General features: G+C 40.4%; 37 protein-coding genes. 2 read left to right on the top strand and 35 right to left on the bottom strand.

Features of this window, described 5'->3' with window-relative positions; genetic code table 11:
• Window positions 1–29: 29 nt before the first annotated feature.
• On the top strand, window positions 30–1,034 hold the full coding sequence (gene lgt, locus B5D47_RS08150; protein WP_078931339.1) for a prolipoprotein diacylglyceryl transferase: 1,005 nt from the start codon (window positions 30–32) through the stop codon (window positions 1,032–1,034).
• A gap of 184 nt (window positions 1,035–1,218) precedes the next feature.
• Here the strand turns inward: lgt and tkt are convergent, their stop codons facing one another.
• From tkt to B5D47_RS08105, 9 genes are all read right to left on the bottom strand, one after another.
• On the bottom strand, window positions 1,219–3,186 hold the full coding sequence (gene tkt, locus B5D47_RS08145; protein ID WP_078931338.1) for a transketolase: 1,968 nt from the start codon (window positions 3,184–3,186) through the stop codon (window positions 1,219–1,221).
• 34 nt (window positions 3,187–3,220) lie between these two features.
• Window positions 3,221–3,682 carry a PTS sugar transporter subunit IIA gene (locus tag B5D47_RS08140; RefSeq protein WP_078931337.1) on the bottom strand — a complete coding sequence of 154 codons (462 nt, stop codon included), beginning with the start codon at window positions 3,680–3,682 and terminating at the stop codon, window positions 3,221–3,223.
• 18 nt (window positions 3,683–3,700) lie between these two features.
• Window positions 3,701–5,155 carry a hypothetical protein gene (locus tag B5D47_RS08135; protein WP_078931336.1) on the bottom strand — a complete coding sequence of 485 codons (1,455 nt, stop codon included), beginning with the start codon at window positions 5,153–5,155 and terminating at the stop codon, window positions 3,701–3,703.
• 302 nt (window positions 5,156–5,457) lie between these two features.
• On the bottom strand, window positions 5,458–6,105 hold the full coding sequence (locus B5D47_RS08130) for a CBS and ACT domain-containing protein (protein WP_078931389.1): 648 nt from the start codon (window positions 6,103–6,105) through the stop codon (window positions 5,458–5,460).
• 78 nt (window positions 6,106–6,183) lie between these two features.
• The gene (locus B5D47_RS08125) at window positions 6,184–6,888 is read right to left on the bottom strand and encodes an ABC transporter ATP-binding protein (protein ID WP_200806567.1); all 705 of its coding nucleotides are present in this window, start codon (window positions 6,886–6,888) and stop codon (window positions 6,184–6,186) included.
• A 38-nt stretch (window positions 6,889–6,926) separates the two neighbouring features.
• Window positions 6,927–7,730: an ABC transporter ATP-binding protein gene (locus tag B5D47_RS08120; RefSeq protein ID WP_078931334.1), complete on the bottom strand. Its 804-nt coding sequence runs from the start codon at window positions 7,728–7,730 to the stop codon at window positions 6,927–6,929.
• Complete coding sequence (locus B5D47_RS08115) at window positions 7,730–8,761, bottom strand: branched-chain amino acid ABC transporter permease (protein ID WP_143592643.1); 1,032 nt, start codon at window positions 8,759–8,761, stop codon at window positions 7,730–7,732. The genes B5D47_RS08120 and B5D47_RS08115 overlap by 1 nt, the downstream gene beginning before the upstream one ends.
• Window positions 8,762–8,774: 13 nt before the next feature.
• Entirely contained in the window at window positions 8,775–9,674 is a 900-nt protein-coding gene (locus B5D47_RS08110) for a branched-chain amino acid ABC transporter permease (protein WP_078931332.1), read from the bottom strand.
• A 265-nt stretch (window positions 9,675–9,939) separates the two neighbouring features.
• Window positions 9,940–11,076: an ABC transporter substrate-binding protein gene (locus tag B5D47_RS08105; RefSeq protein WP_078931331.1), complete on the bottom strand. Its 1,137-nt coding sequence runs from the start codon at window positions 11,074–11,076 to the stop codon at window positions 9,940–9,942.
• Window positions 11,077–11,314: 238 nt separating this feature from the next.
• Here B5D47_RS08105 and B5D47_RS08100 point away from each other — a divergent pair, with 238 nt between their 5' ends.
• On the top strand, window positions 11,315–13,768 hold the full coding sequence (locus B5D47_RS08100) for a methyl-accepting chemotaxis protein (protein ID WP_078931330.1): 2,454 nt from the start codon (window positions 11,315–11,317) through the stop codon (window positions 13,766–13,768).
• A gap of 259 nt (window positions 13,769–14,027) precedes the next feature.
• On the opposite strand, the gene B5D47_RS08095 is transcribed toward B5D47_RS08100, so the two are convergent.
• The 26 genes from B5D47_RS08095 to rplD form a co-directional block, all read right to left on the bottom strand.
• A complete protein-coding gene (locus B5D47_RS08095) occupies window positions 14,028–14,264 on the bottom strand; it encodes a hypothetical protein (RefSeq protein WP_078931329.1) in 237 nt (78 codons plus the stop codon).
• 11 nt (window positions 14,265–14,275) lie between these two features.
• Window positions 14,276–14,773 carry a 50S ribosomal protein L17 gene (gene rplQ, locus B5D47_RS08090; RefSeq protein ID WP_078931328.1) on the bottom strand — a complete coding sequence of 166 codons (498 nt, stop codon included), beginning with the start codon at window positions 14,771–14,773 and terminating at the stop codon, window positions 14,276–14,278.
• On the bottom strand, window positions 14,763–15,821 hold the full coding sequence (locus tag B5D47_RS08085; RefSeq protein WP_078931327.1) for a DNA-directed RNA polymerase subunit alpha: 1,059 nt from the start codon (window positions 15,819–15,821) through the stop codon (window positions 14,763–14,765). Before B5D47_RS08085 ends, rplQ begins: the two co-directional genes overlap by 11 nt.
• Window positions 15,822–15,997: 176 nt before the next feature.
• Window positions 15,998–16,378 carry a 30S ribosomal protein S11 gene (gene rpsK, locus B5D47_RS08080; protein WP_078931326.1) on the bottom strand — a complete coding sequence of 127 codons (381 nt, stop codon included), beginning with the start codon at window positions 16,376–16,378 and terminating at the stop codon, window positions 15,998–16,000.
• 20 nt (window positions 16,379–16,398) lie between these two features.
• Window positions 16,399–16,770, bottom strand: a complete 372-nt coding sequence (gene rpsM, locus B5D47_RS08075) for a 30S ribosomal protein S13 (protein WP_078931325.1) — start codon at window positions 16,768–16,770, stop codon at window positions 16,399–16,401.
• Window positions 16,771–16,780: 10 nt separating this feature from the next.
• Complete coding sequence (gene rpmJ, locus B5D47_RS08070) at window positions 16,781–16,894, bottom strand: 50S ribosomal protein L36 (protein WP_074641226.1); 114 nt, start codon at window positions 16,892–16,894, stop codon at window positions 16,781–16,783.
• Window positions 16,895–17,027: 133 nt separating this feature from the next.
• The gene (gene secY / locus B5D47_RS08065) at window positions 17,028–18,362 is read right to left on the bottom strand and encodes a preprotein translocase subunit SecY (RefSeq protein ID WP_078931324.1); all 1,335 of its coding nucleotides are present in this window, start codon (window positions 18,360–18,362) and stop codon (window positions 17,028–17,030) included.
• A gap of 20 nt (window positions 18,363–18,382) precedes the next feature.
• On the bottom strand, window positions 18,383–18,847 hold the full coding sequence (gene rplO, locus B5D47_RS08060) for a 50S ribosomal protein L15 (protein ID WP_078931323.1): 465 nt from the start codon (window positions 18,845–18,847) through the stop codon (window positions 18,383–18,385).
• Window positions 18,847–19,032: a 50S ribosomal protein L30 gene (rpmD, locus tag B5D47_RS08055; protein WP_078931322.1), complete on the bottom strand. Its 186-nt coding sequence runs from the start codon at window positions 19,030–19,032 to the stop codon at window positions 18,847–18,849. Before rpmD ends, rplO begins: the two co-directional genes overlap by 1 nt.
• Window positions 19,033–19,034: 2 nt before the next feature.
• Window positions 19,035–19,550: a 30S ribosomal protein S5 gene (gene rpsE / locus B5D47_RS08050; RefSeq protein ID WP_078931321.1), complete on the bottom strand. Its 516-nt coding sequence runs from the start codon at window positions 19,548–19,550 to the stop codon at window positions 19,035–19,037.
• Window positions 19,551–19,559: 9 nt separating this feature from the next.
• A complete protein-coding gene (gene rplR / locus B5D47_RS08045; protein WP_078931320.1) occupies window positions 19,560–19,922 on the bottom strand; it encodes a 50S ribosomal protein L18 in 363 nt (120 codons plus the stop codon).
• A 10-nt stretch (window positions 19,923–19,932) separates the two neighbouring features.
• Window positions 19,933–20,472 (bottom strand): 50S ribosomal protein L6, encoded by a 540-nt coding sequence (gene rplF / locus B5D47_RS08040; protein WP_078931319.1) that lies wholly within the window; start codon window positions 20,470–20,472, stop codon window positions 19,933–19,935.
• A gap of 12 nt (window positions 20,473–20,484) precedes the next feature.
• Window positions 20,485–20,883 (bottom strand): 30S ribosomal protein S8, encoded by a 399-nt coding sequence (gene rpsH, locus B5D47_RS08035; protein ID WP_078931318.1) that lies wholly within the window; start codon window positions 20,881–20,883, stop codon window positions 20,485–20,487.
• A gap of 15 nt (window positions 20,884–20,898) precedes the next feature.
• Window positions 20,899–21,084 (bottom strand): type Z 30S ribosomal protein S14, encoded by a 186-nt coding sequence (locus tag B5D47_RS08030; RefSeq protein WP_078931317.1) that lies wholly within the window; start codon window positions 21,082–21,084, stop codon window positions 20,899–20,901.
• A gap of 10 nt (window positions 21,085–21,094) precedes the next feature.
• Complete coding sequence (rplE, locus tag B5D47_RS08025; RefSeq protein WP_078931316.1) at window positions 21,095–21,646, bottom strand: 50S ribosomal protein L5; 552 nt, start codon at window positions 21,644–21,646, stop codon at window positions 21,095–21,097.
• Window positions 21,646–21,960 (bottom strand): 50S ribosomal protein L24, encoded by a 315-nt coding sequence (rplX, locus tag B5D47_RS08020; RefSeq protein WP_078931315.1) that lies wholly within the window; start codon window positions 21,958–21,960, stop codon window positions 21,646–21,648. Before rplX ends, rplE begins: the two co-directional genes overlap by 1 nt.
• Before the next feature lie 11 nt (window positions 21,961–21,971).
• Window positions 21,972–22,340 (bottom strand): 50S ribosomal protein L14, encoded by a 369-nt coding sequence (rplN, locus tag B5D47_RS08015; RefSeq protein WP_078931314.1) that lies wholly within the window; start codon window positions 22,338–22,340, stop codon window positions 21,972–21,974.
• 17 nt (window positions 22,341–22,357) lie between these two features.
• Window positions 22,358–22,633: a 30S ribosomal protein S17 gene (rpsQ, locus tag B5D47_RS08010; protein ID WP_078931313.1), complete on the bottom strand. Its 276-nt coding sequence runs from the start codon at window positions 22,631–22,633 to the stop codon at window positions 22,358–22,360.
• A 10-nt stretch (window positions 22,634–22,643) separates the two neighbouring features.
• Window positions 22,644–22,856: a 50S ribosomal protein L29 gene (gene rpmC / locus B5D47_RS08005; RefSeq protein ID WP_078931312.1), complete on the bottom strand. Its 213-nt coding sequence runs from the start codon at window positions 22,854–22,856 to the stop codon at window positions 22,644–22,646.
• A gap of 10 nt (window positions 22,857–22,866) precedes the next feature.
• A complete protein-coding gene (gene rplP / locus B5D47_RS08000; RefSeq protein WP_078931311.1) occupies window positions 22,867–23,283 on the bottom strand; it encodes a 50S ribosomal protein L16 in 417 nt (138 codons plus the stop codon).
• A 6-nt stretch (window positions 23,284–23,289) separates the two neighbouring features.
• A complete protein-coding gene (gene rpsC / locus B5D47_RS07995; protein ID WP_078931310.1) occupies window positions 23,290–24,042 on the bottom strand; it encodes a 30S ribosomal protein S3 in 753 nt (250 codons plus the stop codon).
• Window position 24,043: 1 nt separating this feature from the next.
• Window positions 24,044–24,400, bottom strand: coding sequence for a 50S ribosomal protein L22 (gene rplV / locus B5D47_RS07990; RefSeq protein WP_078931309.1), 357 nt, complete (start codon window positions 24,398–24,400; stop codon window positions 24,044–24,046).
• 11 nt (window positions 24,401–24,411) lie between these two features.
• A complete protein-coding gene (rpsS, locus tag B5D47_RS07985; RefSeq protein WP_078931308.1) occupies window positions 24,412–24,687 on the bottom strand; it encodes a 30S ribosomal protein S19 in 276 nt (91 codons plus the stop codon).
• 15 nt (window positions 24,688–24,702) lie between these two features.
• Window positions 24,703–25,527 carry a 50S ribosomal protein L2 gene (rplB, locus tag B5D47_RS07980; RefSeq protein WP_078931307.1) on the bottom strand — a complete coding sequence of 275 codons (825 nt, stop codon included), beginning with the start codon at window positions 25,525–25,527 and terminating at the stop codon, window positions 24,703–24,705.
• Window positions 25,528–25,553: 26 nt separating this feature from the next.
• The gene (locus B5D47_RS07975) at window positions 25,554–25,832 is read right to left on the bottom strand and encodes a 50S ribosomal protein L23 (protein ID WP_078931306.1); all 279 of its coding nucleotides are present in this window, start codon (window positions 25,830–25,832) and stop codon (window positions 25,554–25,556) included.
• Entirely contained in the window at window positions 25,832–26,467 is a 636-nt protein-coding gene (gene rplD / locus B5D47_RS07970; protein WP_078931305.1) for a 50S ribosomal protein L4, read from the bottom strand. The genes B5D47_RS07975 and rplD overlap by 1 nt, the downstream gene beginning before the upstream one ends.
• Window positions 26,468–26,478: the final 11 nt, after the last annotated feature.

Here is a 26,478-nt window from a genome sequence, read left to right as displayed (position 1 = left end):
CTGTTTTTAGAAAATACTTGGAGAATAAAATGAATTTTCTACCTCTTTATATCAACTATCCGTCGTGGATTCATCCGGAAATCTTTCCTGGAGTTCCTGTTTTGGGACTTATCCGCTGGTACGGTCTTATGTACATTTTTGCGTTCGGAACAGCCTTTTTGGTTCTAAAAAAACTTCTAAAAGAAGGCGCCCTCGACGAAATTTCTTCCGACGGAACGCTAAGAAAAGCCACAGAAGACGACATTTTTAGTTTTATTGCCACAGGAATCATCTTCCTTCTAATCGGCGCGCGCATTTTTTCAACCTTAGTCTACGATACTTCCGGAATTTACTGGAAAAAGCCATGGCTAATTTTTTGGCCGTTCAACTCTTCAGGACAGTTTACCGGACTTGCAGGAATGAGTTATCACGGAGGCTTTATCGGCGGCTTAATCGGAATGATTTTCTGGTGCAAAAAAAACAAACGCCAGACGCTAAAATGGATTGACGCAATGGTTACGGCAATTCCTCTCGGCTACACATTTGGCCGTCTTGGAAATTTCTTAAACGGCGAACTTTACGGCCGCATTACAAGCGCCCCTTGGGGAATTATTTTTCCGCAGGCAGAACGTTTTTCGGCTTCATTCCAATGGGTAAAAGATTTTGCATCTCAGTGCGGACTCCAAATTTCCGGTTTGCTCGTAAATCTTCCGCGCCATCCAAGCCAGCTTTACGAAGCGTTTTTCGAAGGTCTTGTACTTTTTTCAATTCTCTGGTTTTTGCGCAAAAAAAAGCCGTTTGACGGATTTTCTGGAGCAATTTACACGATTGGATACGGAATCTTCCGCTTTTTTATCGAATATTTCCGCGAACCAGACTCAGACATTGGTTACAGAATCGCCGCCGACACAAACGCGCCTATTTACCTCAACACTTCGCTTTTTAACATTTCGACAGGTCAAATTTTGTGTCTTTTAATGGTGCTCGGCGGAATTTCGCTGGCAATTTTTTCATATTTTCTTGCAAAAAAGAAAAATCAACAAAAATCCGCCTGACAAAACTTCTCTCAAAACGTTTGAACTCGTTTAAAATAAAAAAACTGACTTAAAATTCATTCATCCGAATTAAAAGTCAGTTTTTATTTTTTTGGGGCTTCCCCACTTGCGCGGGTCGGGTCTTGCAGGGTTTCATTCGCAGGCGAACGGCTCACGCCGCCCTTTCAGCCCCTAAGCCACTTTTTTAAGCTTCAATCAATTCAGCAAGTTTATCTGCGGTAAAACCGAGAGCCTGTGCTACATTTTTTCCTGGTCCTGATTCACCAAAACGGTCAATCGTAAACAAATCTTTGCGGCCAGTTGCAATTCCTTCCCAGCCACATCTGCAGCCGGCTTCTGCAACAATCACACGTTTTGCTCCGCCAAGAATTTCATTCATAAGTTTTTCATCGCTTTCAAACAAATTCTTGTCCAAAATCGAAACAACACGGACAGTTTTTCCGCTTACTTTTTTAGCGGCATCAAGAGCCATATTCACTTCGGAACCAGTTGCAACGACAGTAACGTCAGGATTTTCGCCACCATTTTTTACAACATAAGCGCCTTTTTTGATTGTCTCTTTCCAGTTTTTGTCTTCTTTTTCATAAACAGGAACATTCTGTCTTGTAAGAGCCAAAACAACCGGATGATCTTTGCTTTCCATTGCAATATGCCAGGCAGCAACGGTTTCTTCCGCATCGCCAGGACGCAAAACCTGTACACCAGGAATTGCACGCAAAGAAGAAAGCTGCTCAATCGGCTGGTGTGTCGGACCGTCTTCGCCTACGTAAATCGAGTCGTGCGTCAAATCATAGATTACAGGCTGTTTCATAATCGAAGCCAAGCGGATCGAAGGGCGCATGTAGTCGCTAAATACAAGATAAGTTGCTACAAACGGACGAATTCCGCCATGAGCGCACATTCCAAGAGCTTCACTTGCCATTCCAAACTCGCGGATTCCATATTCAATAGAGCGGCCTGCGCGGTTAGACGGAGTATAAGTTCCTCCATCGCACTTCATTCCAGATTTATTTGAACCTTTAAGGTCGGCACTTCCGCCAACAAGACAAGAATATCTAAGTCCCATTGCGTTTATCATGTCGCCACTTGCAGAACGTGTTGCAACATTTGCACCGATTTCATAAACAGGATCTTCAGCTTCTCCGTCGGCGGTTCCGTCAAACGAAGCCTTCCACTGTTTTGCAAGTTCAGGATTTTCTTTTGCCCAGGCTTCAAACTCTTTGTTCCAGTCTGCTTCTTTTTTAGCAAAACCAGCTTTTTTGTCTTCAAAATAACGAAGAGCCTGTGGATCTACATAGAAAAATTCTTGTGGATTTATGCCGAGCGCTTTTTTTGTTTCGGCAACATCTGCCTCTCCAAGAGGTTCTCCGTGAACAACAGGAGTTCCCTGCTTTGGAGCGAATTTTCCAATTACAGACTTGAGCATAATCAAAGAAGGCTTGTCCGAACATTTTTTTGCTTCTTCAATAAGCTTTAAAAGACCTTCAACATCATACATGTCGCCTTTTAAAACCTGCCAGCCATAAGCCTCGTAACGTTTTCCAATATCTTCTGTAAAAGTAATATCTGTAGAACCATCAATAGAAATTTTATTCTGATCATAAAAAACAATCAGTTTTCCAAGTTTATTATGTCCTGCAAAAGAAGAAGCTTCGGAAGAAACGCCTTCTTCAAGACAACCTTCGCCACAAAGAGCGTAAGTGTAATGGTCAACAATTTTGTGTTCTGCCGTATTGAATTTTGCAGCCTCGATTGATTCTGCAAGCGCCATTCCAACGGCAAGGGCAATTCCCTGACCAAGCGGACCAGATGTGTTTTCTACGCCGTCAGTCCAGCCAAATTCTGGATGTCCAGGACAAACAGAACCTACTTGACGGAAATTTTTAATGTCGTCAAGCGAAACTTTATAACCGCTCAAGTGCAAGATTGAATAAAGCAACATAGAACCGTGTCCGGCCGAAAGCACAAAGCGATCACGATCTGCCCATTTTGAATCAGCAGGATTATGCTTTAGAACTTCTCCGTACAAAATTGCAGCGAGTTCAGCACATCCAAGCGGGAGTCCAGGATGACCTGATTTTGCTTTTTGGATAGCATCGATTGACAGACTGCGGATTGATTTTGCAACGGCAGCAATTCCTTTTGTGTCCATAATAAAACCCCTAAAATTTTTATATCAACTCAAATTAAATTCTTCGGATCAACGGATAAATTTCGTTTAATCCAAGTTTTAATTCAAGCGCTTTTTTAAAATCACTTTTTGATAAAAGTTGCGCAAGAAGCGAAATAATCTGCAAATGCGATTGAACAGAACTGCTCAACGGAATAATCAAAGTCTGAACTTTTTTATTATCCATTGCATTCATATCAATCGGATTTTTTAAATAACAGATAAAAATTCTCTGATCTTTTGGATTTTTTAAGAGCGGCTGCTGAGAATGAGGAATTGCAATTCCGTTGCCAACAGCAGTGCTCAAAACAGCTTCGCGGGCGCAAAGACCTTCATAAAGATTTACAGGAAGGATTTCTGAAGGAAGATTTACTTTTTCTGACAGCGATTTAAAAACTTCAAACGGCGAATCCCCCTCAATATCTCTATAAACACCGCCAGCACGCAAATATTCACCGATGTTTGCATCAGGAACCATTCAATCCTCCGCAGAAAATCAGACAACCTTAAACTGTTCGGCATAACATCTGTCCAAAGCATTTCGCAGTTCAGGACAAATGTCTTCAAAATTCATTTCCATGCCTTCGAGCGACAGTTTTAACGCATCTCTGTCATCATCTTTACATTCGTTTTCATTGGAAAGCATATCCAAAATTCTGGCAGCATGTGCAAACAACTGAGAGAGAATAACAAGTTCTTGCTGCGGAAACCGTTCGATTTTTTCACCGGCTCCATCAATATCAAAAACCAAATTCTGAACTTTTGCGAACAAGCCTAAAGCCTTATGCCGCAACGACGCAACCGGAAAATCTGCCAACCAATTATAATGCTCACGTAATATATCACTTCTTTTTATAATTTGCAACGTAATGAATTCTTCTTCTTCCTTAGAAATTTCCATTTCTTCTGGCAGAAAATCCTTAAGAATTTCTTCCGGCTCAATTTCTTTTTTGTTAAAAAGCCTGTCTTTTATAATGCAGTCGAGCAAACAGGCTGGAGGCTGCAAGGCCGGCAAACAAGCCTCAAGCCCAGAACCAAGCATTTCCCGATTCCATTTTCCGACAGCAGGAACATCTTCGCCCTTTTTCCAGAGCCTTGTTTCTACACCAAAAAGCTCCATGCTGATTTTTTTTGTCGTATTTAAGAACTCGTGGATTGAACCGCAGGCCGGCGTACAAAGTTCCTTTCTGTGCTCTAAAAACGCAAACGAAAGCTGCTGTTCCATGCTTGAACAAGGTCCCATTTTGTCAAAACTTCCAAGCAGCTCATTTTCGAGGTTTTCGTTCCAAAGTTTTATTTTTCCGATTTCTTCATTCAATTCCAAAATCGTTTTTCTATGGTTCAAAATCGGAAAAATTTCAATAATTCCCTGATCCCAATCAACCATTCTGCACAAAATGCGGTCGCCCTTATGAAAATTAAAATCCGAAATAACTTTTTCAAGCGAAATTCCTGTCAGATTGATTTTCGACGGCAGCTCAAAATTGTTATTTGCAATTTCGGTTTTATTATTTATCGGGTCAGCGGCAATATATTGGCTTGCATATTCATCACCAAAAAAAGTAAAAAATTCTCTTGCCGTGTTGCAGTCGGTCGTCATTATTTTTTTTGGCAAAATTCTATCGTTATAAATGAATTTCAACTGCGACGAAAGTATTTCGCTATCCGCAAAAGGAATACAACGGTCACCAGGAATAAACAGTTTCTGCTCAAGTTCTTTAGCGGTCGGAACAAAACTAAAAAACATTCCGTTAAAAACTCCAGCGTGTGTCATATAATAATGCCCTTCAAGAGCGAACACTCTGTCATCTGCCCGCAAAAATTCGTCGATTTCTTCTACTGTCGCTTTTTCGCCGTAAGGTTTGAGTAATAAATTTATTTCTGTTGTCGTAAAAGGTCTGTCAAAAGTTCTCAAAAACTGCGACAAAGCTTTTTCAATTTTTCCATACATACTTATAATTTACAAAATTTAAGCCCCTTCCGTCTATCAAAAACTTTTCTTTAACAGTCCTTTATAAAATAAACAAACGCAGAATAATTTTTGACAGCAGGGAGGCTTTTTGCGTTGCAAAAACCAGGCTTTCCGGGGTTCCGCGCTAACCGCGCTCCATTGCTCAAGAGCAACGGCTTCGCCGCCCCTACAATCCTTGCCGCAAACATTTTTCTGCCGTTACACAAAATGCACGGTTAAAAAAATGCCGGCATTTCTACCGGCATTCCATTATTTTTTATTTAGCAATCTAAAAAGTGCAATTACTTTTTTTCCCGAATGTCGAGAATTTTTACATTTTCCTGTCGGATAATTTCTTCAACAGTCTCTTTGCTCAAATTTCCGATTTTTACCGTAATAATCCGCTTAGAAACGTCGCTTCCGTCAGTCGTTACTACAGAAACAATATTTCCGTTTTTTGCAGCCACGGCAGTTGCAATTCTTGCAAGTTCGCCAGGTTTTTCTGCAACTTCAATCACTGCCCGTACTCCAGGCAAGGTTGCTCCAAACATCGAAATAAACGCGTTAAAAAGGTCGGTTTCGGTAATAATTCCAGAAAGAATTCCGTCTTTCATTACAGGCAGACATCCGATTTTTTCGGTCGCCATTGTTCTTGCCGCTTCTTCAATAACTTCATCAAAATCAACAGTTCTTACGTTTTTTACCATTATCTTTTCAACTTTTAATTTTGAAAGAAGATAACCCAATTCATACATATCAAGGGTCGAAGCGCTGGAAGGAGCTGCTTTCTGCAAGTCATTCTTCGTTATAATTCCAACCAGTTTTTTTGATTTATCAACAACTGGAAGCTTATTGATTTTTTCTTTTATCATCAAAGCCTTTGCATCCGTCAAAGATGTATCTGGCGAAACATAAATTACATTTTTGCTCATAAAGTCACATACTTTCATAATTTCCTCCAAAAAGTTTACAGAATACCAACCGTAAATAATTCTAAGTCGCGTTTTATAAAAAAGCAAACAAAACAATTAACCGCCAAGATACGCAGCCTTTACAGCCGGATCTTTTATCATGTCGCTTGAATTTCCCGACGAAGAAATGCTTCCGGTTTCCAAAATATAAACCCGGTTTGCAATGCTCATTGCCTTGAACGCATTCTGTTCAACAAGCAAAATTGTCGTTCCGTCCTCGTTGATTTTTTTGATAATTTCAAAAATTTCATCAACAAGAATCGGCGCAAGTCCCATGCTCGGTTCATCAAGCAAAAGAAGTTTCGGATTCGCCATAAGTCCGCGGCCCATTGCGAGCATCTGCTGTTCTCCGCCCGAAAGAGTTCCTGCAAGCTGCTTTAAGCGTTCTTTCATTCTCGGAAAAAGTTCAAACACGTGTTCCATATCCTGCTTGATTTTTTCCTTGTCATTTCGGGTATAAGCTCCCATTTCAAGATTGTCTTTTACAGACAAATTTGCAAAAATCCGTCTGCCTTCAGGAACATGAATCAGCCCTCTGTGAACAATCTGAGCCGCCTGAAGATTTGTAATGTCTTCTCCGTCAAAAACAACAGAACCGCTCTGTTTTTTAATCAAATTAGAAATTGAATGTAAAGTTGTTGTTTTTCCAGCGCCATTCGAGCCGATAAGGGAAATAATTTCGCCTTCATTTACATCAAACGAAATGCCTTTTAGAGCGCGGATTGCACCGTAATTTACAACAAGATTTTTTACTTCAAGAATTGCCATAGTTTCTCCAAAAATTTCCGATTCAAAAACTCTTAAGCAAGATTTTCCGCTTCAGAACCCAAATAAGCTTTAATTACATCGGGATTTGATTTAATTTCCTCCGGAACTCCGCTCGCAAGAACCCGGCCGTAATTCAAAACATAAAGACGCTCGCAAATTCCCATTACAAGTTTCATATCGTGTTCAATAAGAAGAATCGTCAAATTAAATTCTTTGCGGATAAACGCAATAAGTTCCATAAGTTCTTTTGTTTCCTGCGGATTCATACCAGCGGCAGGTTCGTCCAGCAAAAGCAGTGTCGGATTTGCAGCAAGGGCACGGCAAATTTCAAGTTTTCGCTGTTCACCGTAAGGCAAATTTGAAGAAAGCTCGTTTTCTTTTTTTTCAAGACCAAAAAGTTTAAGCAGATTCCGAACCTTTAAACTCATCACTTCTTCATCTTCAAAAAACTTTTTAGTACGAAAAACCGCATCCCAAGGCTTAACATTTCTCTGACTGTGCATTGCAATCCGAATATTGTCGCTTACGGTCAAATTTCCAAAAAGCCTGATATTCTGAAAAGTTCTCGCAATTCCAATCAAATTAAGCTGGGCCGGTGTTTTTTTATTTACAACCTGAACTTTTCCGTTTTTATCCCAAAAAGTAATCTGTCCGCCAGTCGGAGTGTAAACGCCGGAAAGCATGTTAAAAACAGTTGTTTTTCCAGCGCCGTTCGGTCCGATCAAACCGACAAGTTCGCCTTTACGCAGTTCCATATTGAGTTCGCTGACAGCCTTAAGTCCACCAAAAACGATAGAAAGGTCATTTACCTGAAGAATCAATTTTTCATCACTCATTATTCTGCCTCCCCTTCATTCTTTTTTGTGTCCACAACTTCATTTTTTGCCTTTTTGGAAAATCTGCTTTTAAGGCTAAAAAATCCGTTCACAAAACTCAATTCCTTCATTCCCATAAGTCCCTGAGGTCTAAAGAGCATTACAATGATTAAAACAACCGGATAGAACAAAAGACGGTAATTTCCAAGGAATCTCAACGCCTCCTGAATTGCAGTCAAAACGAAGGCCGCAATTACCGTACCGCTAATACTTCCCATTCCTCCAAGAACAACATAAATCAGCATATTTACAGAATTGTTGAACGAAGCAATATCCGGCTTAATAAAACCAACAATCGGAGCATAAAGCGCGCCGCCAAGACCGCCAATAAACGAAGCAATCACAAAACCAATCATTTTGTATTTAAAAACGCTGATTCCGTTAGAATTTGCGGCAATTTCATCTTCCCGAATAGCCTTGATTGCCCGGCCGTAAGTTGAATGTAAAAAATTCTGCAAGAGAACAATCAGAATAACAAGCATTCCAATGCTTACAAGATAACTCATTGCAGGTCCCCAAAAAAGGTCGTCGCGCATAAAACTGTATTTAAAACTTTTTCCGTTCGGACCGCCAGTAACTGCCTTGAGGTTTACAAGAACTACACGCACAATTTCGCCAAAAGCAAGGGTTACAATCGCAAGATAGTCGCCTTCAAGCTTTAAAGTCGGAAAACCAATCACAAATCCAAAAATCGCCGCCAAAAAAGGAGCAACAAGCATGGCAACAGGCAACGGCAAACCAACATCCTGAGTAAAAATAATTACCGAATAAGCGCCAATCGCTTCAAAAGCACACTGTCCCAAAGTAAGCTGACCGACAATTCCCGTAACCATATTTACAGAAATCGCAATTACAGCATTGATTCCGCCCATCGTCAAAATCTGCGAAGTATAAGCGTCAATCAAACCAACGCGGATTAAAACAAAAGGAATTACAATCGCCGCCAGAGCCACAACTCCTGGAATTAAAAAATTACTTTTTTTCGTATTCATCATAAACCAGCCCCTAAACCTTAACCTTTACTTTTTTGCCAAGAAGACCGGCAGGTTTAACCAAAAGAATTACAATCAAAATACAATAGGCAATTGCGTCCGCATATTGAGAAGACAGATAAGCCTTTACCATAGTTTCCGCAACACCAAGAATAATTCCGCCGACCATAGCTCCAGGAATAGAACCAATTCCACCCAAAACAGCCGCAACAAACGCCTTTAATCCAGGAATATAACCCATTAGAGGATCAACCTGCGGATAAGCAACAGCATAGAGAACGCCACCTGCGCCAGCAAGAACAGAACCGATTACAAAAGTAACGGCAATAATCCTGTTCGAATTAATTCCCATCAAACTTGCAGCGCCAAGGTCATAACTAACAGCCTGCATTGCTTTTCCGGTTTTTGTGTAGTTTACGACATAGTTCAAAACAACCATAAGAACAGCCGAAAGCAAGATTACAATAATCTGAACATTGCTTATTGAACCGATTCCAAAACTAAAGTTTTTAATCGCCATTGTCGGAAAAGAACGTGGCTCCGGACCAACAAAAGGCAAAACGCGCATAACATTCTGCAAAATCAATTCCACAGCAATCGCCGTAATCAACGAATTCAACCTCGGCGCATTTCTCAAAGGTCTGTACGCAAGCCTTTCAATCGCAAGACTCAAAAGTCCGCAAAAAACCATTGCAGCCAAAAAAGCACAGACCATTCCAGCTGGAGTTGTGCCCATCGCACACAAAACAAAATATCCTGCATAAGCGCCAATCATCATAACGTCGCCATGCGCAAAGTTAATCAACTTAACAATGCCATAAACCATCGTATACCCAAGGGCAATTAAGGCATAAATACTTCCCAGCGAAAGTCCATTGATAAGCTGCTGAACAAAAATTGTTACGTTGTTCAAACTTATCCTCCAAATATATTAGTTCTGTTATATTGTAAAAAATTTTTTGTTTTTAGTAAATCAAGGCATCGTGCATTATTTACAGGAGCACAAATATTTTTCAAACCGGCTCTTCACGGTTGCGCTATCCGCTCCATCCGCCAAGGCGGACGCTACGCGCCGTTACGATCCGGGCTAAGCCTTCTGCAAAAAAAAAGCGCCATTCCTTCGAGAAAAACAATTTCCCAAATTCATGACGCCTTTGTCAAATCAAGCAAGCTTAAACTTACGGCTGTACTGTAGTTTTATAAACTGTAGAAAGTTTTCCGTCAGCACCTTTTACCAGTTCAAGCATTACAGCAGATTTTACAGGGTTACGTTTTTCATCAAAAGTAATATGACCTGTAACATAGTCGCCTTCAGAAGAAGCAAGCGCATCTCTTACAGCAACACTGTCAGTTGAACCAGCAGCCAGGATTGCGTCTTTAATCATATAAACCGCATCATAACCGAGGGCTGCAAAAGCAGTCGGAGTGTGATTGTATTTTGCCTTGTAGTTTTCAACAAAAGTTTTAACTGCGCCAGTAGTTGCGTCAGCAGCATAGTGGTTAGAATAAAAACCGTTCAAAACCTCATCGCCGGCATTGTCGGTAAGGCCGTCCCAGCCGTCAGCACCAACAATCGGAGTGTCAATTCCCTGAGCGCGCAACTGTTTAGCAATAAGAGCTACAGTTCCGTAGTAATCTGGAAGATAAACAACATCAGGTTTAGAATTCTTAATTTTTGTAAGCTGAGCATTAAAGTCTTTGTCGCCAGTGCTGTAAGATTCCTTAGCTACAACAGTTCCAGAAGCAGAGAAAGTTTTTACAAAATTTTCTGTAAGACCTACAGAGTAGTCGTTTCCAACATCATAAAGAACAGCGGCTTTTTTAGCCCCGAGAGTTTCAAGTGCAAATTTAGCACCGACAGTTCCCTGGAACGGGTCAATAAAACAAGCGCGGAAAACAAAATCGCCGGCTTCAGTAATTGCAGGAGCTGTAGCAGCAGGAGCAATCATCAAAACTTTCTGAGCCTGAGCCAGAGAAGTAATTGCCATTGTACATCCAGAAGTCAAAGATCCAACAATGAGCTTTGTTTTTTTCTGTGTAACGATTTTTTTGTAAGCATTTACTGATTTTTCAGGATTTCCTTCATCATCTTCGCTCACAATTTCAATTTTTTTACCGTTAATGCCACCAGCAGCGTTAATTTCTTCAGCTGCCAAATTGATTCCATTTAAACAGTCAACACCGTAAACAGCTACAGCACCAGAAAGAGGTCCAATAGCACCAATTTTTACCGTTTCTCCAGCTTTTTCACCACAACCGGTAAAAGCGAAAAGTCCTGCAACAGCAAGAGCAACCGCACCCAAAACTTTTTTCATTTGAGTCCTCCAAAAATTCAACTTGAATAAACTTTAATTATTTTCTTAATTTTAGTAAATAAAATAAATAACAATTTTTTCACTTTTTAAAGTTTTAAAGCACAAAATTTCAAACCAGTCAGGTAATATTCAAAAACTCTATTTTATAATTATCAATTAAATCAAAATTTTAAAGTTTCTTTTTTCATATTATATATTATAATTAAAGATAGGCGATTTTACTTTTCGAGGTTTAGTCATGAATAAAAAATCAATTGCTTTTTTAACCCGCTCATTAATCGATGCAACTGGTCGCAACATGCTCAAAGGCATTATAACAGGCTGCAAAAAAGATAAAATCCCTTTAGTCACATTTCGAGGGCCAATCTTAAACAAAGGTGAAGGTTCTATAATCTATCACCTGTTGACGGATGATTCATTTTCAGGAATCATTTCCTGGGCTTCTTCCGACGTAGACAAGAAAACCACTGATTTTTACAAAAGATTTCAAAAAACGCCCCTTGTCTGCATGACCTTTCAAGTCGAAGGCAAACCTAGCATTGTCACAGACTGCAAAACAGGACTTATCGAACTCATAGACCATCTTGTCGACGTCCATCACTTTACAAAAATCGCATTTATACGCGGTCCAGAAACCCACATCTACGCAAAAGAACGTTACGAAGGTTATCTCGAAGGCTTAAAAAAACATGGGCTTCAGGCAAATCCCGCATTGATTTCCGAATGTGGCGGCTGGGCAATTGCTGACGGCGAAAAAGCGCTCAGCAACTGGCTCAACAAAGGTCTAAAACCAGGAAAAGACTTTGATGCGGTTGTCGCTGTCGGAGACAACGTCGCTATCGGCGCCCAGGAAGAACTCATCCGTCAAGGCTATTCCGTTCCTCACGACGTTGCAGTCTGCGGTTTTAACGGAACAGACGACGCCGCCTGGTCAAATCCGCCAATCACTTCTGTCGAAATGCCGTTCTACAAACAGGGACTTCAGGGCTACGAAACACTCTCAGCCATGTTGCAAAATAAAGAGTATTCCAAACTCTTCAGATACAAAACCCGTCTTATTTTGGGCGAATCCTGCGGTTGTACCTCAACTTCCGTAAATCATGCCGCTTTTGAAATCTCCGCTGATTTGTCAAATTCTCAGGAGAAAAAACTTTTAAAAAAGGCTCAAAAAGCAAATTTCCTTTTTGGCGAAAACTTAATTTCAGAAACATTCTCCAGTTCAGAATGGAAAAATGAACTTTCTCAAAAAATTTTGCAGACAGTTCAAAACGATTTCTACACAAAAGAAGAAATTACAATTTTCTTTACAAATTTTGTGCCGAAATTTGTAGATTCATTTTCAAACGACATTCTCAGCAAAGAACCTGGCGCATTATTAAAAACCGTCACAATCGGCTTGAACAATTTTGAAAAAATCTCTAAAAATTTCAACGTCTGGCAGGACATAATCTCGACAATACGAGCATCCGCACTTTTAACAATGAACTGCCAATGCAAAATTTACAAAAAGTGCGAAAATCTTTTCCAGCAAGTACGCGTACTCATAAGCGAATTTGACTGCCGCACTCAAAAACAGGCAAATCTTCTTGCAAGCCGAAAAGAATCAGTTCTCCGCCAAATCAGCACAGACATTCTTTCATGCTCAAATTTGGACAAACTGTTCGAAATCATCACAAAGGCTCTTCCAAAAATTGACATTTCAAGCTGTTACATTGCGCTTTACAACGACTGTCATTACACCGAAGAAAATCAGGAAATTCCGCAGACGAGCCAATTAGTGCTTGCAATAAAAAAAGGCGAACGAATTTCTCTTCCAGAAGGAGGACTTACGTTCAAAACAACAGAAATCATTCCAAATTCAATCAACAATTCCGACGAATACGCAATATACGAAGTAGAATCTCTTAACATTCAGAACACTTATCTCGGTTATATTGTTTTTGAATCAGAAACTGCAAGCGGAATCACATACGCAACTCTCCGGGAACAAATTTCCTGCGCAATTTCAAGTTCCAACCTGCTCGAAGAACGCACAAAAAGCCAGGATCTGCTCCAAACAACACTGCATGTCATGTCAGACAAGGCCGACGTTGTTTCAAACCAGTCAGAATCCATCACTTCAAACATCACAAATATTTCAACCTCAATGGATTCAGTCGTTGGAAACATTAAAGACATTTCCGGAAACATTAGAAACGTTGCCGACACTGTAACTTCTGCCAACCAGATGATAACAGATGCCGACAAATCAATAAAAACGCTTGTTCACATTACCGAAGAAATTACGCACGCAATCGACCTTATCAACGACATTGCAGAAAAAACAAACGTCCTCGCGCTCAACGCCGCAATCGAAGCTGCCCACGCAGGAGACGCCGGACGAGGCTTTAGCGTAGTAGCAAAAGAAGTAAAGGCGCTTGCGGCACAGACAGTTTCTTCAACTTCAAAAATTCAGGAACTCGTAAAAAAGAACAACCTGAGCACAAAACAGGCAGAAGAAGTCATCAATTCAACCAACAAAGCAATCAAAACAATTGCCAGCCTTTCAGAAAACATAAAAGACTCTATAAACGAGCAGGTTCAGTCGTCTACAGAAATATCAAATCGCCTGCAAGACGCATCAACCGGAGTCGAACAAATTTCAAGCGCAATTGCAGAAATTGCAAAACTCGGTTTAAAACTAAAAAAATAAAACTTTTTTAGCGGACGCCACAACTTCTTTTCTTATCGGCTCTCCGTGGTTCGGTACCCCTCAGTCCTTCGGACTGGCTTTGCCACCACTGCGGGCCGGGCTCATTTTCCTTCCAACCATACAATCCAGCGTCATTTTAAATTTAAAAATTCTAATCTTACGATTGTATTTTAAAAAAAATGCAAATGTCTTTAAAAAAATAAAGCCGCCCTTACAAAAACCGAAGGACGGCGTAGACAGGAACAAACTTATAAATAAATTATGCCTGTGCTTCTGCAGGAGCATCAGATGAAGCTTCAGCAGGTTTTGCTTTTCTTGCTTCTACTCTTGCAATGTTTTTCAATGCAGCGTTACAGTATTTGCATACTTTAACTGTTGCACCATCAATTTCCTTTTCGTAAAGGATTTTGATATTTTCTTTTCCACAGCGTGCACATTTGCCACGTCCGTGGTTTACTTCGTTACGGATACCAGTTCCGCGATGTGCTTTAGACATAAGTTAACTCCTTATTTTGCTTCTTCAGCAGCAGGAGCTGCTTTTGCAGTCTTAGCTTTAGCTGATGCTTTTTTTGCAGCTGGCTTTTTAGCAGGTTTTTCAGAAGCATCTGCTTTTTTTGCAGCTTTTTCTTTAGATTCTTCAGTTGGAAGTTTATAATCAACCAATTCAAGAATTACCATGTCTGCAGCGTCGCCCTGACGGAAACCAATCTTAAGGATACGAGTGTAACCACCCTTGCGATCCTTCATTCTTGGACCAAGTTCAGTAAAGAGTTTGTTCAAGATTTTTTCATCCTGAATAAACTTTGCGGCAATACGACGGTTGTGAACTGTGTCAACCTTGCTGCGTGTAATCAATTTTTCAGCAGCCTTACGAACTTCTTTAGCTTTTGCACTAGTAGTTGTAATGCGTTCAAATCTGAAAAGTGAAGTTACCATGTTGCGCGACATAGCACGACGATGTGCAGTTGTGCGCGAAAGCGGATTAAAACCATTCTTATGATTCATTGGATTCTTCCTTTTGCTTTGGATTTGCCAAATTTACATTCTTAAGATGACTGTAATCTGTCATTCCAAGTGTAAGTCCCCATTCAAGGAGTTTTTCTTTAATTTCAGTAAGAGATTTCTTACCAAAGTTTCTTGTCTTGGCGATGTCATCTTCTGTCTTTCTTGTCAATTCTCCGATTGTGCGGATATTGGCATTTTTAAGACAGTTTGAAGAGCGAACAGAAAGTTCAAGTTCTTCAACTGGAGTATTAAGCAATGAACGAATTCTTTCATCACCTTCATCCATATCATCTGAGCCAGAAACGTCACTGTCATTAAAGTTTACAAAAATTGAGAAATGATCTTTAGCAATCTTTGCAGCTTCAGCAAGTGCATCTTCTGGAGAAATTGTTCCATCAGACCAAATTTCAAGAACCAGTTTATCGTAGTCGTTTCTTTCACCAACACGGCAAGGTTCAATTGAATATTTTACCTTGCGAACTGGAGAGAAAATAGCATCCATTGGAATGGTGCCAACTACTTCAACATAGTTGCTGTTTACTTCAGCAGGAATATAACCTCTGCCCAAGTCAACCTGAATTTCAATGCTAAGGTTTGCACCTTCCATCATTGTGAATACAGGAACATCTTTAGAAAGCACTTCAAGCTGACCTTCTTTTTCAAAGTCATTGCTTGTTACTTTTCCAGGTCCTTTGAACTCAAAAAGGAGAGTATCCTGTTCTGCATCGTTTGGAAGCTTAAAACGAATCATTTTCAAGCTGTTTAAAATCTCAAGTGTATCTTCCGAAACGTTTGCAATTGAATCAAATTCACTCTGAATTACACGAGGAACGCCCTCAGCATCAAATGAAGTAATCCGTACAGATGTTACTGCATATCCCTGAATAGAAGAAAGAAGTACACGTCTAAGAGTATTTCCAATCGTTGTACCAAAACCTGGTTCAAATGGATAAGCAATAAATTTTCCGTAATTTGGATTTGTTTCGAGATGTTCAAATGTAATACCCTTTGGTTTTTTGAAACCCTTCAAGAGGTTTTTACGTGCCATCTGAACTCCTTTTATTTACGCTCAACAATGAGCCTGCAATAATGACAAATCAAAAGACTGCCATTTTTTCATACTTTTTTACCGGAAATCCGGTCAAAACCTAACTATTACTGACCTTAAACATAAAAAAACAACAAAAATGGACATTGCTAGAACATCCATTCTCATCATTTATTTTACATACGGCGAGTCTTGCGTGGACGACATCCATTGTGTGGGATTGGAGTAACATCAGAAATTGATTTTACTTTAAGTCCCAAAGCACCAAGAGCACGAACTGCATTTTCGCGGCCCATACCTGGTCCTTTTACAAATACGTGAACTTCACGCAATCCGTAACTTACTGCTTTCTGAACAGCTGTTTCTGTAACTGTCTGTGCAGCAAATGGAGTAGATTTTTTTGCTCCACGGAATCCAAGTCCGCCTGAAGATGCCCATGAAAGAGCATTTCCATTCAAGTCTGTAATTGTTACGATAGTATTGTTGAACGTAGCCTGGATATATACGTTTCCTTCGTATACGCTCTTCTTTTCCTTTCGTTTTTTTACGGTAGCCATTAATTAAATCCTCCGTCCTATCAGACAGCCTTTTTCTTGTTAGCAACTGTCTTCTTCTTACCTTTGCGAGTACGTGAATTAGTACGTGTGCGCTGACCACGAACTGGCAAACCTTTGCGATGACGAAGACCACGATAGCAACCAATGTCCATAAGACGTTTAATGTTAAGACCGATTTCTGAGCGAAGATGTCCTTCAACCTTGTATCCTTCATCGATTACAGTGCGAAGTCTAGCCTGCTCATCCTGATCAAGATCATTCATCATCTTGGTAGGATCAATCTTTGTTTTTTCGCAAATCGCTTTTGCAGATGAACGACCGATACCGTAAATATAAGTCAATGCAACAACGACGTGTTTATTTGGGAGGTCAACTCCCGCAATTCGAGCCATCTGTTACTCCTCAACCCTGTCTCTGCTTATGTTTTGGGTTAGAACAAATAATGCGGATAATTCCGTTTCTTTTAATAACCTTGCACTTATCGCAGATGGGCTTTACGCTGGTTCGTACTTTCATAAAAGTCCCCCTAGGGAAAGCATGATATTAACCCGAATCATGGCAATTCGCAATGAATTACAATTCAGGTTATCTAATATACCACAAATTCCCTTTGTTGTTCTATAGAAATTCTATAAATTTTCTTAAAATTTTACAAATTTCTTGAACGTAATTTACCCTTCTTAACAAGACCCTCTGAGTGGTGCATTTTAAGAAGCGCTTCAACCTGACTCATTGTATCAAGGTCAACGCCTACCAAGATTAACAAAGAAGTGCCACCCATCAACATAGCAATTGACTGTGGGAACTTAAATGCAATCTGAATAATTGTCGGCAATACTGCGATTGCAGCAAGATAAATTGAACCAGGCAACACGAGACGGTTTAAAACCTTCTGCATGTATTCTTCTGTTTTGTCAGTACGGATTCCTGGAATAGAACCACCGTTTTCTCTGATATTTTTTGCGATTTCTGTGGGGTTCAGGGTTACCTGTGTGTAGAAGTATGCAAAGAAAATAATCAAAAGTACCAACAATACATTATATGTAATTCCAGTCGGCTGCAGTATATAAGAGAGTTTTGAAACCCAAGTTGCTGAAGCCTTGCTGGCACCAATACTTGAAACAATCTGAAGCGGGAAAGTTAAGAACGATGATGCAAAAATTACAGGAATAACTCCCGACGGATTGATCTTGAATGGAATATAAGTACTCTGTCCACCGTACATTTTCCGTCCAACTACGCGTTTAGCATAGTGTACAGGGATTTTACGTTCGCCGGACTGTTCATAAACTACAAGTGCAATAATTCCGAAGAACATCAAAATTACTACGATAACTGCAACAGCATTGATTTCATTGCTGCGAACTTTCTGTATAAGTTCCATTACAGCATGTGGAAGACGAGCTACGATACCTGCGAAAATGAGAATCGAAATTCCATTTCCAATACCATGAGCCGTAATCTGATCACCAAGCCAAACAGTAATCATAGCACCTGTAGTAACAGTGAGCATTGCAAGCAGCCTGAATGCAACATTACTTTCAAGAACAATTGCTCCTGGAATACTGTTTGCATAAACCGTTACAGCAGCAGACTGAATCAAACATACAAAAATTGTGCCGATTCTTGTCCACGCTGCAAATTTGCGCTGACCTCCATCTTCCTGAACAATGCGTTTAAGAGATGGGAAAATAATCAGCGCCAGCTGCAAAATAATCTGTGTTGAAATGTAAGGCATAACACCAAGCATGAACACAGAGAAATTAGAGAATGCACCACCGGCAAAAAAGTCCATGTAACTTGCAAATGCGTTTTCGCCACTCTTTGCAAGATTATTGAAGTATTCAACGAGTACTCCAGCATTAATTCCAGGAATTGTCAGCACGCATCCAAGACGGAATATTGCAAGAATAGCTAATGTAAAGAGCAGACGATTTCTCAACTCTTTAATTCTAAACATATTTACAATTGGATTGTTTGCCATGTGTGTCTCCGGTACTTATTTTAATTAGCTTTTGTTTCAGAAGCTTCTTTAACAGAACCGCCAGCTTTTTCGATTTTAGCTTTTGCCGAAGCAGAAACTTTATCTACATCTACTGTAAGTTTTTTTGTTAAATCACCAGTACCAAGAATTTTTACCAAAGAATCTACTTTAGAAATAAGACCTTTAGCAACAAGAGTTTCCTTGTTTACTGATTCGCCATCTGAATATTTTTCTTCAAGAAGAGAAACATTTACAACCGAATATTCTTTCTTGAATGGGTAGTTAGAGAAACCACGGTGTGCAATGCGACGGTAAAGAGGCATCTGTCCGCCTTCAAAACCTACGTATGTTTTTCCACCAGAGCGAGACTGCTGTCCCTTGTTTCCCTTTCCTGCAGTTGTTCCACGACCTGAAGAAGAACCGCGGCCGACAATGCGCTTTTTCTTATTAGCACCCTGTGGTGCACTCAATACGAAATCAGACATTATTTTACTTCCTCGACTGTAATCAGGTGTGATACAGCTTCAGCCATTCCAAGAACAGCTGGAGTTGCTTCCAATGTGTTTGAAGAGTTAATCTTTTTAAGACCAAGACTGCGAACTGTTGCAACCTTAGCTGGTTTCTGTCCAATTGTACTTTTTACAAGTGTTACCTTGATTTTCTTAGCCATGATTAACCCCACATTTCCTGCAGAGATTTACCTCTGTTAGATGCAACAACTTTTGCGTCCATAAGACTTTCAAGAGCTTCAAATGTTGCACGAACTACATTGACTGGGCTTGAAGAGCCCAATGACTTAGAAATTACGTCTGTTGCACCAATTGAATCCATGATTGCACGAACTGGACCACCTGCGATGATTCCAGTACCGGCACAAGCTGGTTTCAAAAGAATTGATGAACTCTTGTATTTTCCAAGAACATCGTGTGGAAGAGTACCATTTTTTACTGGAACAGTAATAAGGTTTCTCTTTGCACGATCAATACTCTTTCTAATAGCTTCAGATACATCATTAGCTTTGCCAAATCCATATCCTACGCGACCTTTTCCATCGCCTACAACTGTGAGAGCTGAGAATGACATACGGCGTCCACCTTTTACGGTTTTAGCAGTACGATTCAGTCTAACAAGTTTTTCAACGAATTCTTTCTGTTCTCTTTCTTTTTCGAACTTGTTCTGGCGTTCCATTAGACTCTCCTAGAAAATGATACCTGCTTTGCGGGTTCCATCTGCGAGTGCCTTTACAACACCATGATACAGATATCCGTTGCGGTCAAAAACTACAGTTGTAATTTTTTTGTCATGAAGACGTTTTCCAAATGCTTCACCAAGTTTTGCTGCACCTTCAACAGTTGCTTTCAAGTCAGCAAATTCTTTTTCCAAAGTAGAAATAGAAGCAAGTGTTACACCTTCGTCATCATCAATTACCTGAGCGTAAAGGTTACAGTTGCTACGTGTTACTGTTAAGCGTGGGCGAGCAGCTGTTCCGTAAACTGACTTACGGATATGAACCTTACGATGAAGGCGCTTTCTTGCTTTATCATTAAGTTTCTTAAACATACGCTACACCTTATTTTACGCCAGTCTTTCCGACTTTGCGTCTGATAACTTCGTCGCTGTAACGAATTCCCTTTCCCTTGTAAGGTTCTGGGAGACGAAGTTTGCGGATCTGTGAAGCAAATTCACCAACCAGCTGCTTGTCAATACCAGTAATAGTAACTTTACCATTAGCATCTGCTGTAACAGTAAGACCATCTGGGATTATTGCGATAAAGTCAGAAGAAAAACCAAGGTTCATTACAAGATTTTTTCCCTGAACTTCAGCACGATAACCAACACCAGTGATAATCAAAGATTTTGAGAATCCCTGAGTAACACCAGTAACCATATTATGAACCAATGCACGGTAAAGACCGTGTGCTGCGCCAGCAGCTTTTGATTCATCAACCGGCGAAACAGTAAGTTCTCCGTCTTTAACTTCGAAATTTACTTTATCGTTTACATGCTGTTTAAGTTCACCTTTTGGGCCCTTTACAACAATTTCTCCGGCATTAACTGTAACTGTAACTCCTGCAGGAATAGCAACAGGAAGTTTACCGATTTTTGACATCTCTTCCTCCTATTACCAAACTTTGCAAACGAGTTCGCCACCAACCATTTTTTCACTTGCTTTCTTTCCAGTTGTTACACCAGAAGAAGTTGAAACGATCAGTGTACCGTATCCATTAAGAACACGTGGCAACTCTTTATAGCCAGAATAAATACGACGTCCTGGAGTTGAAATCTTTTCAATTCCGTGGATAACCGGCGCATTTGCTTCATCATACTTCAAGAAAATACGGATGATAGAATGACCTTCTTCCTGAACTTTCTTAAAATTCTTAATATAACCTTCTGTTTTAAGGATCTTAACAATTTCAAGCTTAAGTTTAGATGTAGAAACATCTACTTTTTCGTGGCGAGCCTGAACAGCATTACGAACCTTAGTGAGCATGTCTGCTATTGGGTCTGATGTACTCATTTTCTTTCTCCTCCACTACCAACTTGATTTTGTTACGCCTGGCAAAAGGCCTTCACTTGCTAACTTGCGGAAACAAATACGGCAAATTTTGAATTTGCGCAAATAACCGCGTGGACGACCACAAATCTGACATCTGTTATAGCGACGAGTGCTATATTTAGGTGTGCGATCTGCTTTGATAACCATTGATTTCTTAGCCATTGTTCCTCACCTACTTTCTGAAAGGCATATTGAACTTGGTAAGCAATGCACGAGCTTCAGCATCTGTGCGAGCACTTGTTACAATCGAGATGTTCATACCAGCAATCTTTACGATTTTATCGAAGTCGATTTCTGGGAAGATAATCTGTTCTGTAATACCAAGAGAGAAGTTTCCGTGTCCGTCAAAACCTGTTGCTTTGATTCCGCGGAAATCCTTTACACGAGGTAATGCAACATTGATAAGGCGGTCCAAAAATTCATACATAATGTTACCGCGCAATGTTACCATTACACCAACTTCATTGCCCTCACGAAGTTTAAAGTTAGCAATACTCTTTCTAGCCTTCGTCTTAACAGCATGCTGTCCAGTAATCTGAGTTAAATCAGCTACTGCGGCATCAAGGAGTTTCTTGTTAGTGAGAGCTTCGCCAACACCCATGCTTACTACTACTTTTTTAATAGCAGGAATCTGCATTACGGATGTGTAACCGAGTTCTTTGAAGAGCTCAGGAGCGATAGTGTCCTTATAGACTTTCTTAAGCCGTGGTACGTACTTATCCATTACAGTGCTTCTCCACACTTACGGCAAACACGAGTTTTCTTGTCGCCGTCAATTTTGAATCCAATTTTAGTTGGACCGCATTTTTTACATACGATCGCAACGTTTGAAATGTTAAGTGGAGCTTCGATTTCTGCGATTCCACCCTGATCCTGCTGACTGCGTTTTCTCATTGCTTTTTTAACCATGTTAATTCCAGATACAATTACTGCATCTTTTTTAGCAATTACGCGAACAACAGCACCACGTTTGCCTTTGTCTTTTCCAGCGATTACCTGTACGGTATCGTCTTTACGGATCTTAAGTTTCTTTTCCATATTGATTCTCCTTACAGTACTTCTGGAGCGAGTGATACGATCTTCATGAAGTCCATATCACGGAGCTCACGTGCAACAGGTCCAAAAATACGTTTTCCTTTTGGATTTCCATCAGCATCAACGATAACGCAAGCATTGTCATCAAAGCGAATGTAAGTTCCATCTGGACGACGGTATTCTTTTGAAACACGAACGATTACAGCTTTTTCAACTGTACCTTCTTTAATAGTAGAAGTAGGAATTGCTTCCTTGATTGCTACTACTACAATATCACCGATACCGGCATAACGGCGGTGTGTACCACCGAGAACCTTGATAACCTGAGCAACTTTTGCTCCGGAGTTATCGGCAACAGTCAATTTTGATTGCATCTGCAGCATTTTATAACTCCTTTAGCTTATTTTGCTCTTTCGATGATTTCTGCAAGTCTCCAGCACTTATCTTTGCTGATTGGACTGCATTCAATGATGCGAACTGTGTCACCAATGTGAGCTTCGTTCTTTTCATCATGTGCCTTACACTTTTTAGTCTGTGTAACGTATTTCTTATAGAGAGGGTTCATTCTCTTTGTATCGATTGAAACAACGATGGTTTTTTCCATTTTGTCGCTTGTTACGATACCTACGAACGAACGTTTTGCTCCCTTTTTAGTCTGAACTTCCTGTTCTGCCACGGGTTAGCTCCTACTTAGTCTGTCCGGCAAGTTCTTTTGCACGGATGAGCGTATTAAGAGTCGCAATCTGGCGGCGCATAGTACGCTTCTGCATTGGGTTATCAACATGGCCGATTACCATCTGGAAACGGAGATCCATGTATTTCTGTTTCATGTCGTTACGTTCAGCTACCAATTCAGCGTAAGACATTTCTTTTACATTCTTTTTCTTTGAATTAGCCATATCTTACTCCTTAGTCGATAGTTGGTTTGTATGCAATCTTTGTTCTGATTGGAAGTTTGTCTGCAGCAAGCTTAAGAGCCTGTTCTGCAAGTTTAATATCAATTCCACCAACTTCAAACAAAATTACACCAGGTTTAATGTTTGCAGCCCAAAATTCTGGAGAACCTTTTCCCTTACCCATGCGAACTTCCGATGGTTTTTTGGTAATTGGTTTATCCGGGAATACACGAAGCCAAACATTTCCCTTACGTTCAAGCTTACGGTTGATAGCAACACGGGCAGCTTCAATATGACGAGCCTGAAGCCAAACTGGTTCGAGAGCTACAAGAGCAATCTGACCAAAGTCAATATTGTTAGCACGTGTGGCATTTCCTTTTACTTTACCGCGCTGTACTTTACGGTGAATAACTCTTTTAGGACTAAGCATTTTATGTTACTCCTTTGAAGAATCTGCTGCGCGAGCAGGGCGTTTTGCTCTTGAGTCATTAGACTGAGAGCGGTCACGATGAGGCTTGCGAACAATCTGTCCAGCATCTTCATTCTTTTCAATACCGTAGTTCATACCGTTATAAACCCATACTTTTACGCCAATTTTTCCATAAGTTGTATGAGCTTCGTATGTAGCGTAATCAATGTCTGCACGGAGAGTATGAAGAGGAACACGTCCTTCCTTATGTTCTTCCGAGCGTTTCATTTCTGCGCCACCAAGACGACCTGACAAACGGATCTTAATTCCCTGTGCTCCACCTTTCATTGCGTTAGAAGAAGCCTGCTTAAGAGCCTTGCGGAATGAACCACGACCTGCAAGCTGGCGTCCAACGTTCTGTGCAATAAGAGAAGCGTTGATATCAGCACGTTTTACTTCTTTGATCTTAATCTGAACTTTTTTAGAAGCAAACTGTGCCTGAATTTCAGCACTGATCTTTTCGATGTTAGCACCTTTTACACCAATAATTACACCTGGGCGTGCTGTGTGAATTACAATTGTAACACGCTGCGGGTGACGTACGATTTCGATTTCTGCAATATCTGCGTTCTGGCATTCAGGTAATTCTCTTACCAACTTGCGGATTTTAATATCCTCAAGAACCAGGTCTGCATAGTCGCGAGGACCAGCATACCAGCGAGACTGCCATGTCTTGTTAATTCCAAGACGCAAACCGATAGGATTTACTTTCTGACCCACTTTATTCCCCCGCCTTCTCGTCAACAATGACGGTGATATGGCACATACGTTTTAAGAGCTGATCAGCACGGCCGCGAGCACGGAACCAAACTCTCTTAAGTCTCGGACCTTCATCAATACGAATTTCCTTGATGTAGAGCATATCTTCATCGAGATTCTTGTTTGCATACAGAGCGTTAGCAACAGCTGATTTAAGTGTACCTTTAATCAACTCTGCACCTTTCTGTGGCATATTTTCAAGAACTGCCAAAGCTTCTGAGCATTTCTTCTGCTTAATTACATTAGCAACTGGACGAACCTTAGTTGGTGATGCAATCAGGAATTTTGTAGTGGCTACATAACCTTTTTTCTCTGCCATAGTATCCACCTTTAGTTAGCACTCTTATCAGTGCCGCCATGTCCTTTAAATGTACGAGTTGGAGCAAATTCGCCGAGCTTATGGCCAACGAGATTTTCAGTAACATATACAGGAATCCATGACTTACCGTTGTAAACACTGATTGTGTTTCCAACCATTTCTGGAATGATTGTAGAGCAACGAGAATATGTTTTAATCATTTTCTTGTCTGACTCTTTATTCATTTCAATAACTTTCTTGTAAAGGCTCTTTTCAATAAAAGGTCCTTTCTTAACTGATCTTGACATTGTTAACTACTCCTACTACTTCTTACGGCGTGAAACAATGAAACGGTTAGAAGGCTTTCTCTTGTTGCGAGTCTTATAACCTCTACATGGCTGTCCCCAAGGTGTAACAGGCTGATGTCCTTTACCAGCACCTTCACCACCACCAAGCGGATGATCAACCGGGTTCATAGCCATACCACGAACTGTTGGACGGATACCGAGCCAACGTCTGCGGCCAGCTTTACCAAGCTGAGTGTTCATACGTTCTTCATTACCAACAACGCCAATTGTTGCATAGCATTTTCCAAAGACACGGCGTGTTTCACCTGAAGGAAGGCGAATTACAACATATTCACCGTCTTTAGCAGCAACAAGAGCAGAAGCACCTGCTGAGCGGGCAAGCTGTCCACCACGGCCAAGTGTCAATTCAATGTTGTGAACTGTAAAACCAACAGGAATTACTTCAAGTGGCAGTGCATTTCCAACAGTTGGAACTGCGTTTTCACCAGACATAATTTTCTGTCCTACAGTAAGTCCTTTTGGAGCAATAATATAGCGTTTTTCGCCATCTGCATAATAAATCAAAGCAATGTTTGCGCTGCGGTTTGGATCGTATTCAATTGTTTTTACGGTTCCAGGAATTCCGTGCTTATTGCGTTTAAAATCAATTACGCGATACTTTCTTTTGTGTCCACCACCCTGGTGACGTACAGAAATACGACCACCCTGACCGCGTCCACCATTTGACTTAAGACCTGATACCAGACTTTTTTCGGGTTTATCGGTTGTCAGTTCTTCTCTTACCAAATCGATGCGGGTACGAGTACCAGCAGTGTATGGTTTAAAAACTTTAAGAGCCATCTGGTTCCCCTTAATTTAGCGAAGGCTTAAACGCCCTCGAATACCTTAATTGTTTCTCCTGGAGCAAGACGAACAATTGCCTTTTTCCAGTCGGCAGTTTTTCCAGGTTTTCCACGAACCCTTTTAACTTTACCGAGAACATTTACAGTAGTAATTTTTACAACTGTAACATTGAAGAGTTTTGATACTGCTTCTTTAATCTGTGTTTTGTTAGCGTCTGGGGCTACTTTAAAAGTATATTTGCCCTGTTCGCGCAAAGCTGTTGCTTTTTCAGACAGTACTGGCTCAATAAGAATATCAGTCATTATTTAGCCTCCCCTTCTTTATAGAATTCTGAAAGATTCTTAGCTGCCGATTCGAGCAAGATAACTTTTCTTCCGTAGAAGAGGTCATGTGCACGAAGACGGTTGAAAGACAAGAAGTAAACATTGTGGAGATTACGTCCAGCCTGTTTAATTTTTGCATCATCATCTTTAAGAATAACGACTGTGCGTTCATCCTTAGCAAAATTGTTAAGAACTTTCAACAAGTCTTTTGTTTTTCCGCTTTCAACAGTGAAATCTTCTACAACAGTAAGTCTGTCGCTCTGAGCCTGCAAGCTCAAAATTGATTTCATAGCAAGGCGCTTAACCTTTTTAGGGAGATCAAAACCGAAATCACGTGGTTTTGGTCCAAAGATTGTACCACCGCCAACATTGATTGGAGATTTTTTATCACCACGACGAGCGTGACCTGTTCCCTTCTGTTTGTATGGCTTAGCATTTGATCCGTGTACTTCAGAACGAGTTTTTGTACAAGCTGTTCCAACACGTTTGTTTGCTAATTCGTTATTGATGGCATAGTAAATAACATCTTCATTAACTGGAAGTCCGAAAATGCTATCATCAAGCGTAATTGTGCGCAGTTCTTTACCATCGGTTGAAAAAACTTTCTTATCCATTTCTCATTTCC

The organism is Treponema berlinense, from assembly GCF_900167025.1.
In the GTDB taxonomy this organism is placed as follows: Bacteria; Spirochaetota; Spirochaetia; order Treponematales; family Treponemataceae; genus Treponema_D; species Treponema_D berlinense.
This window is presented reverse-complemented; position numbering and strand designations above follow the sequence as displayed.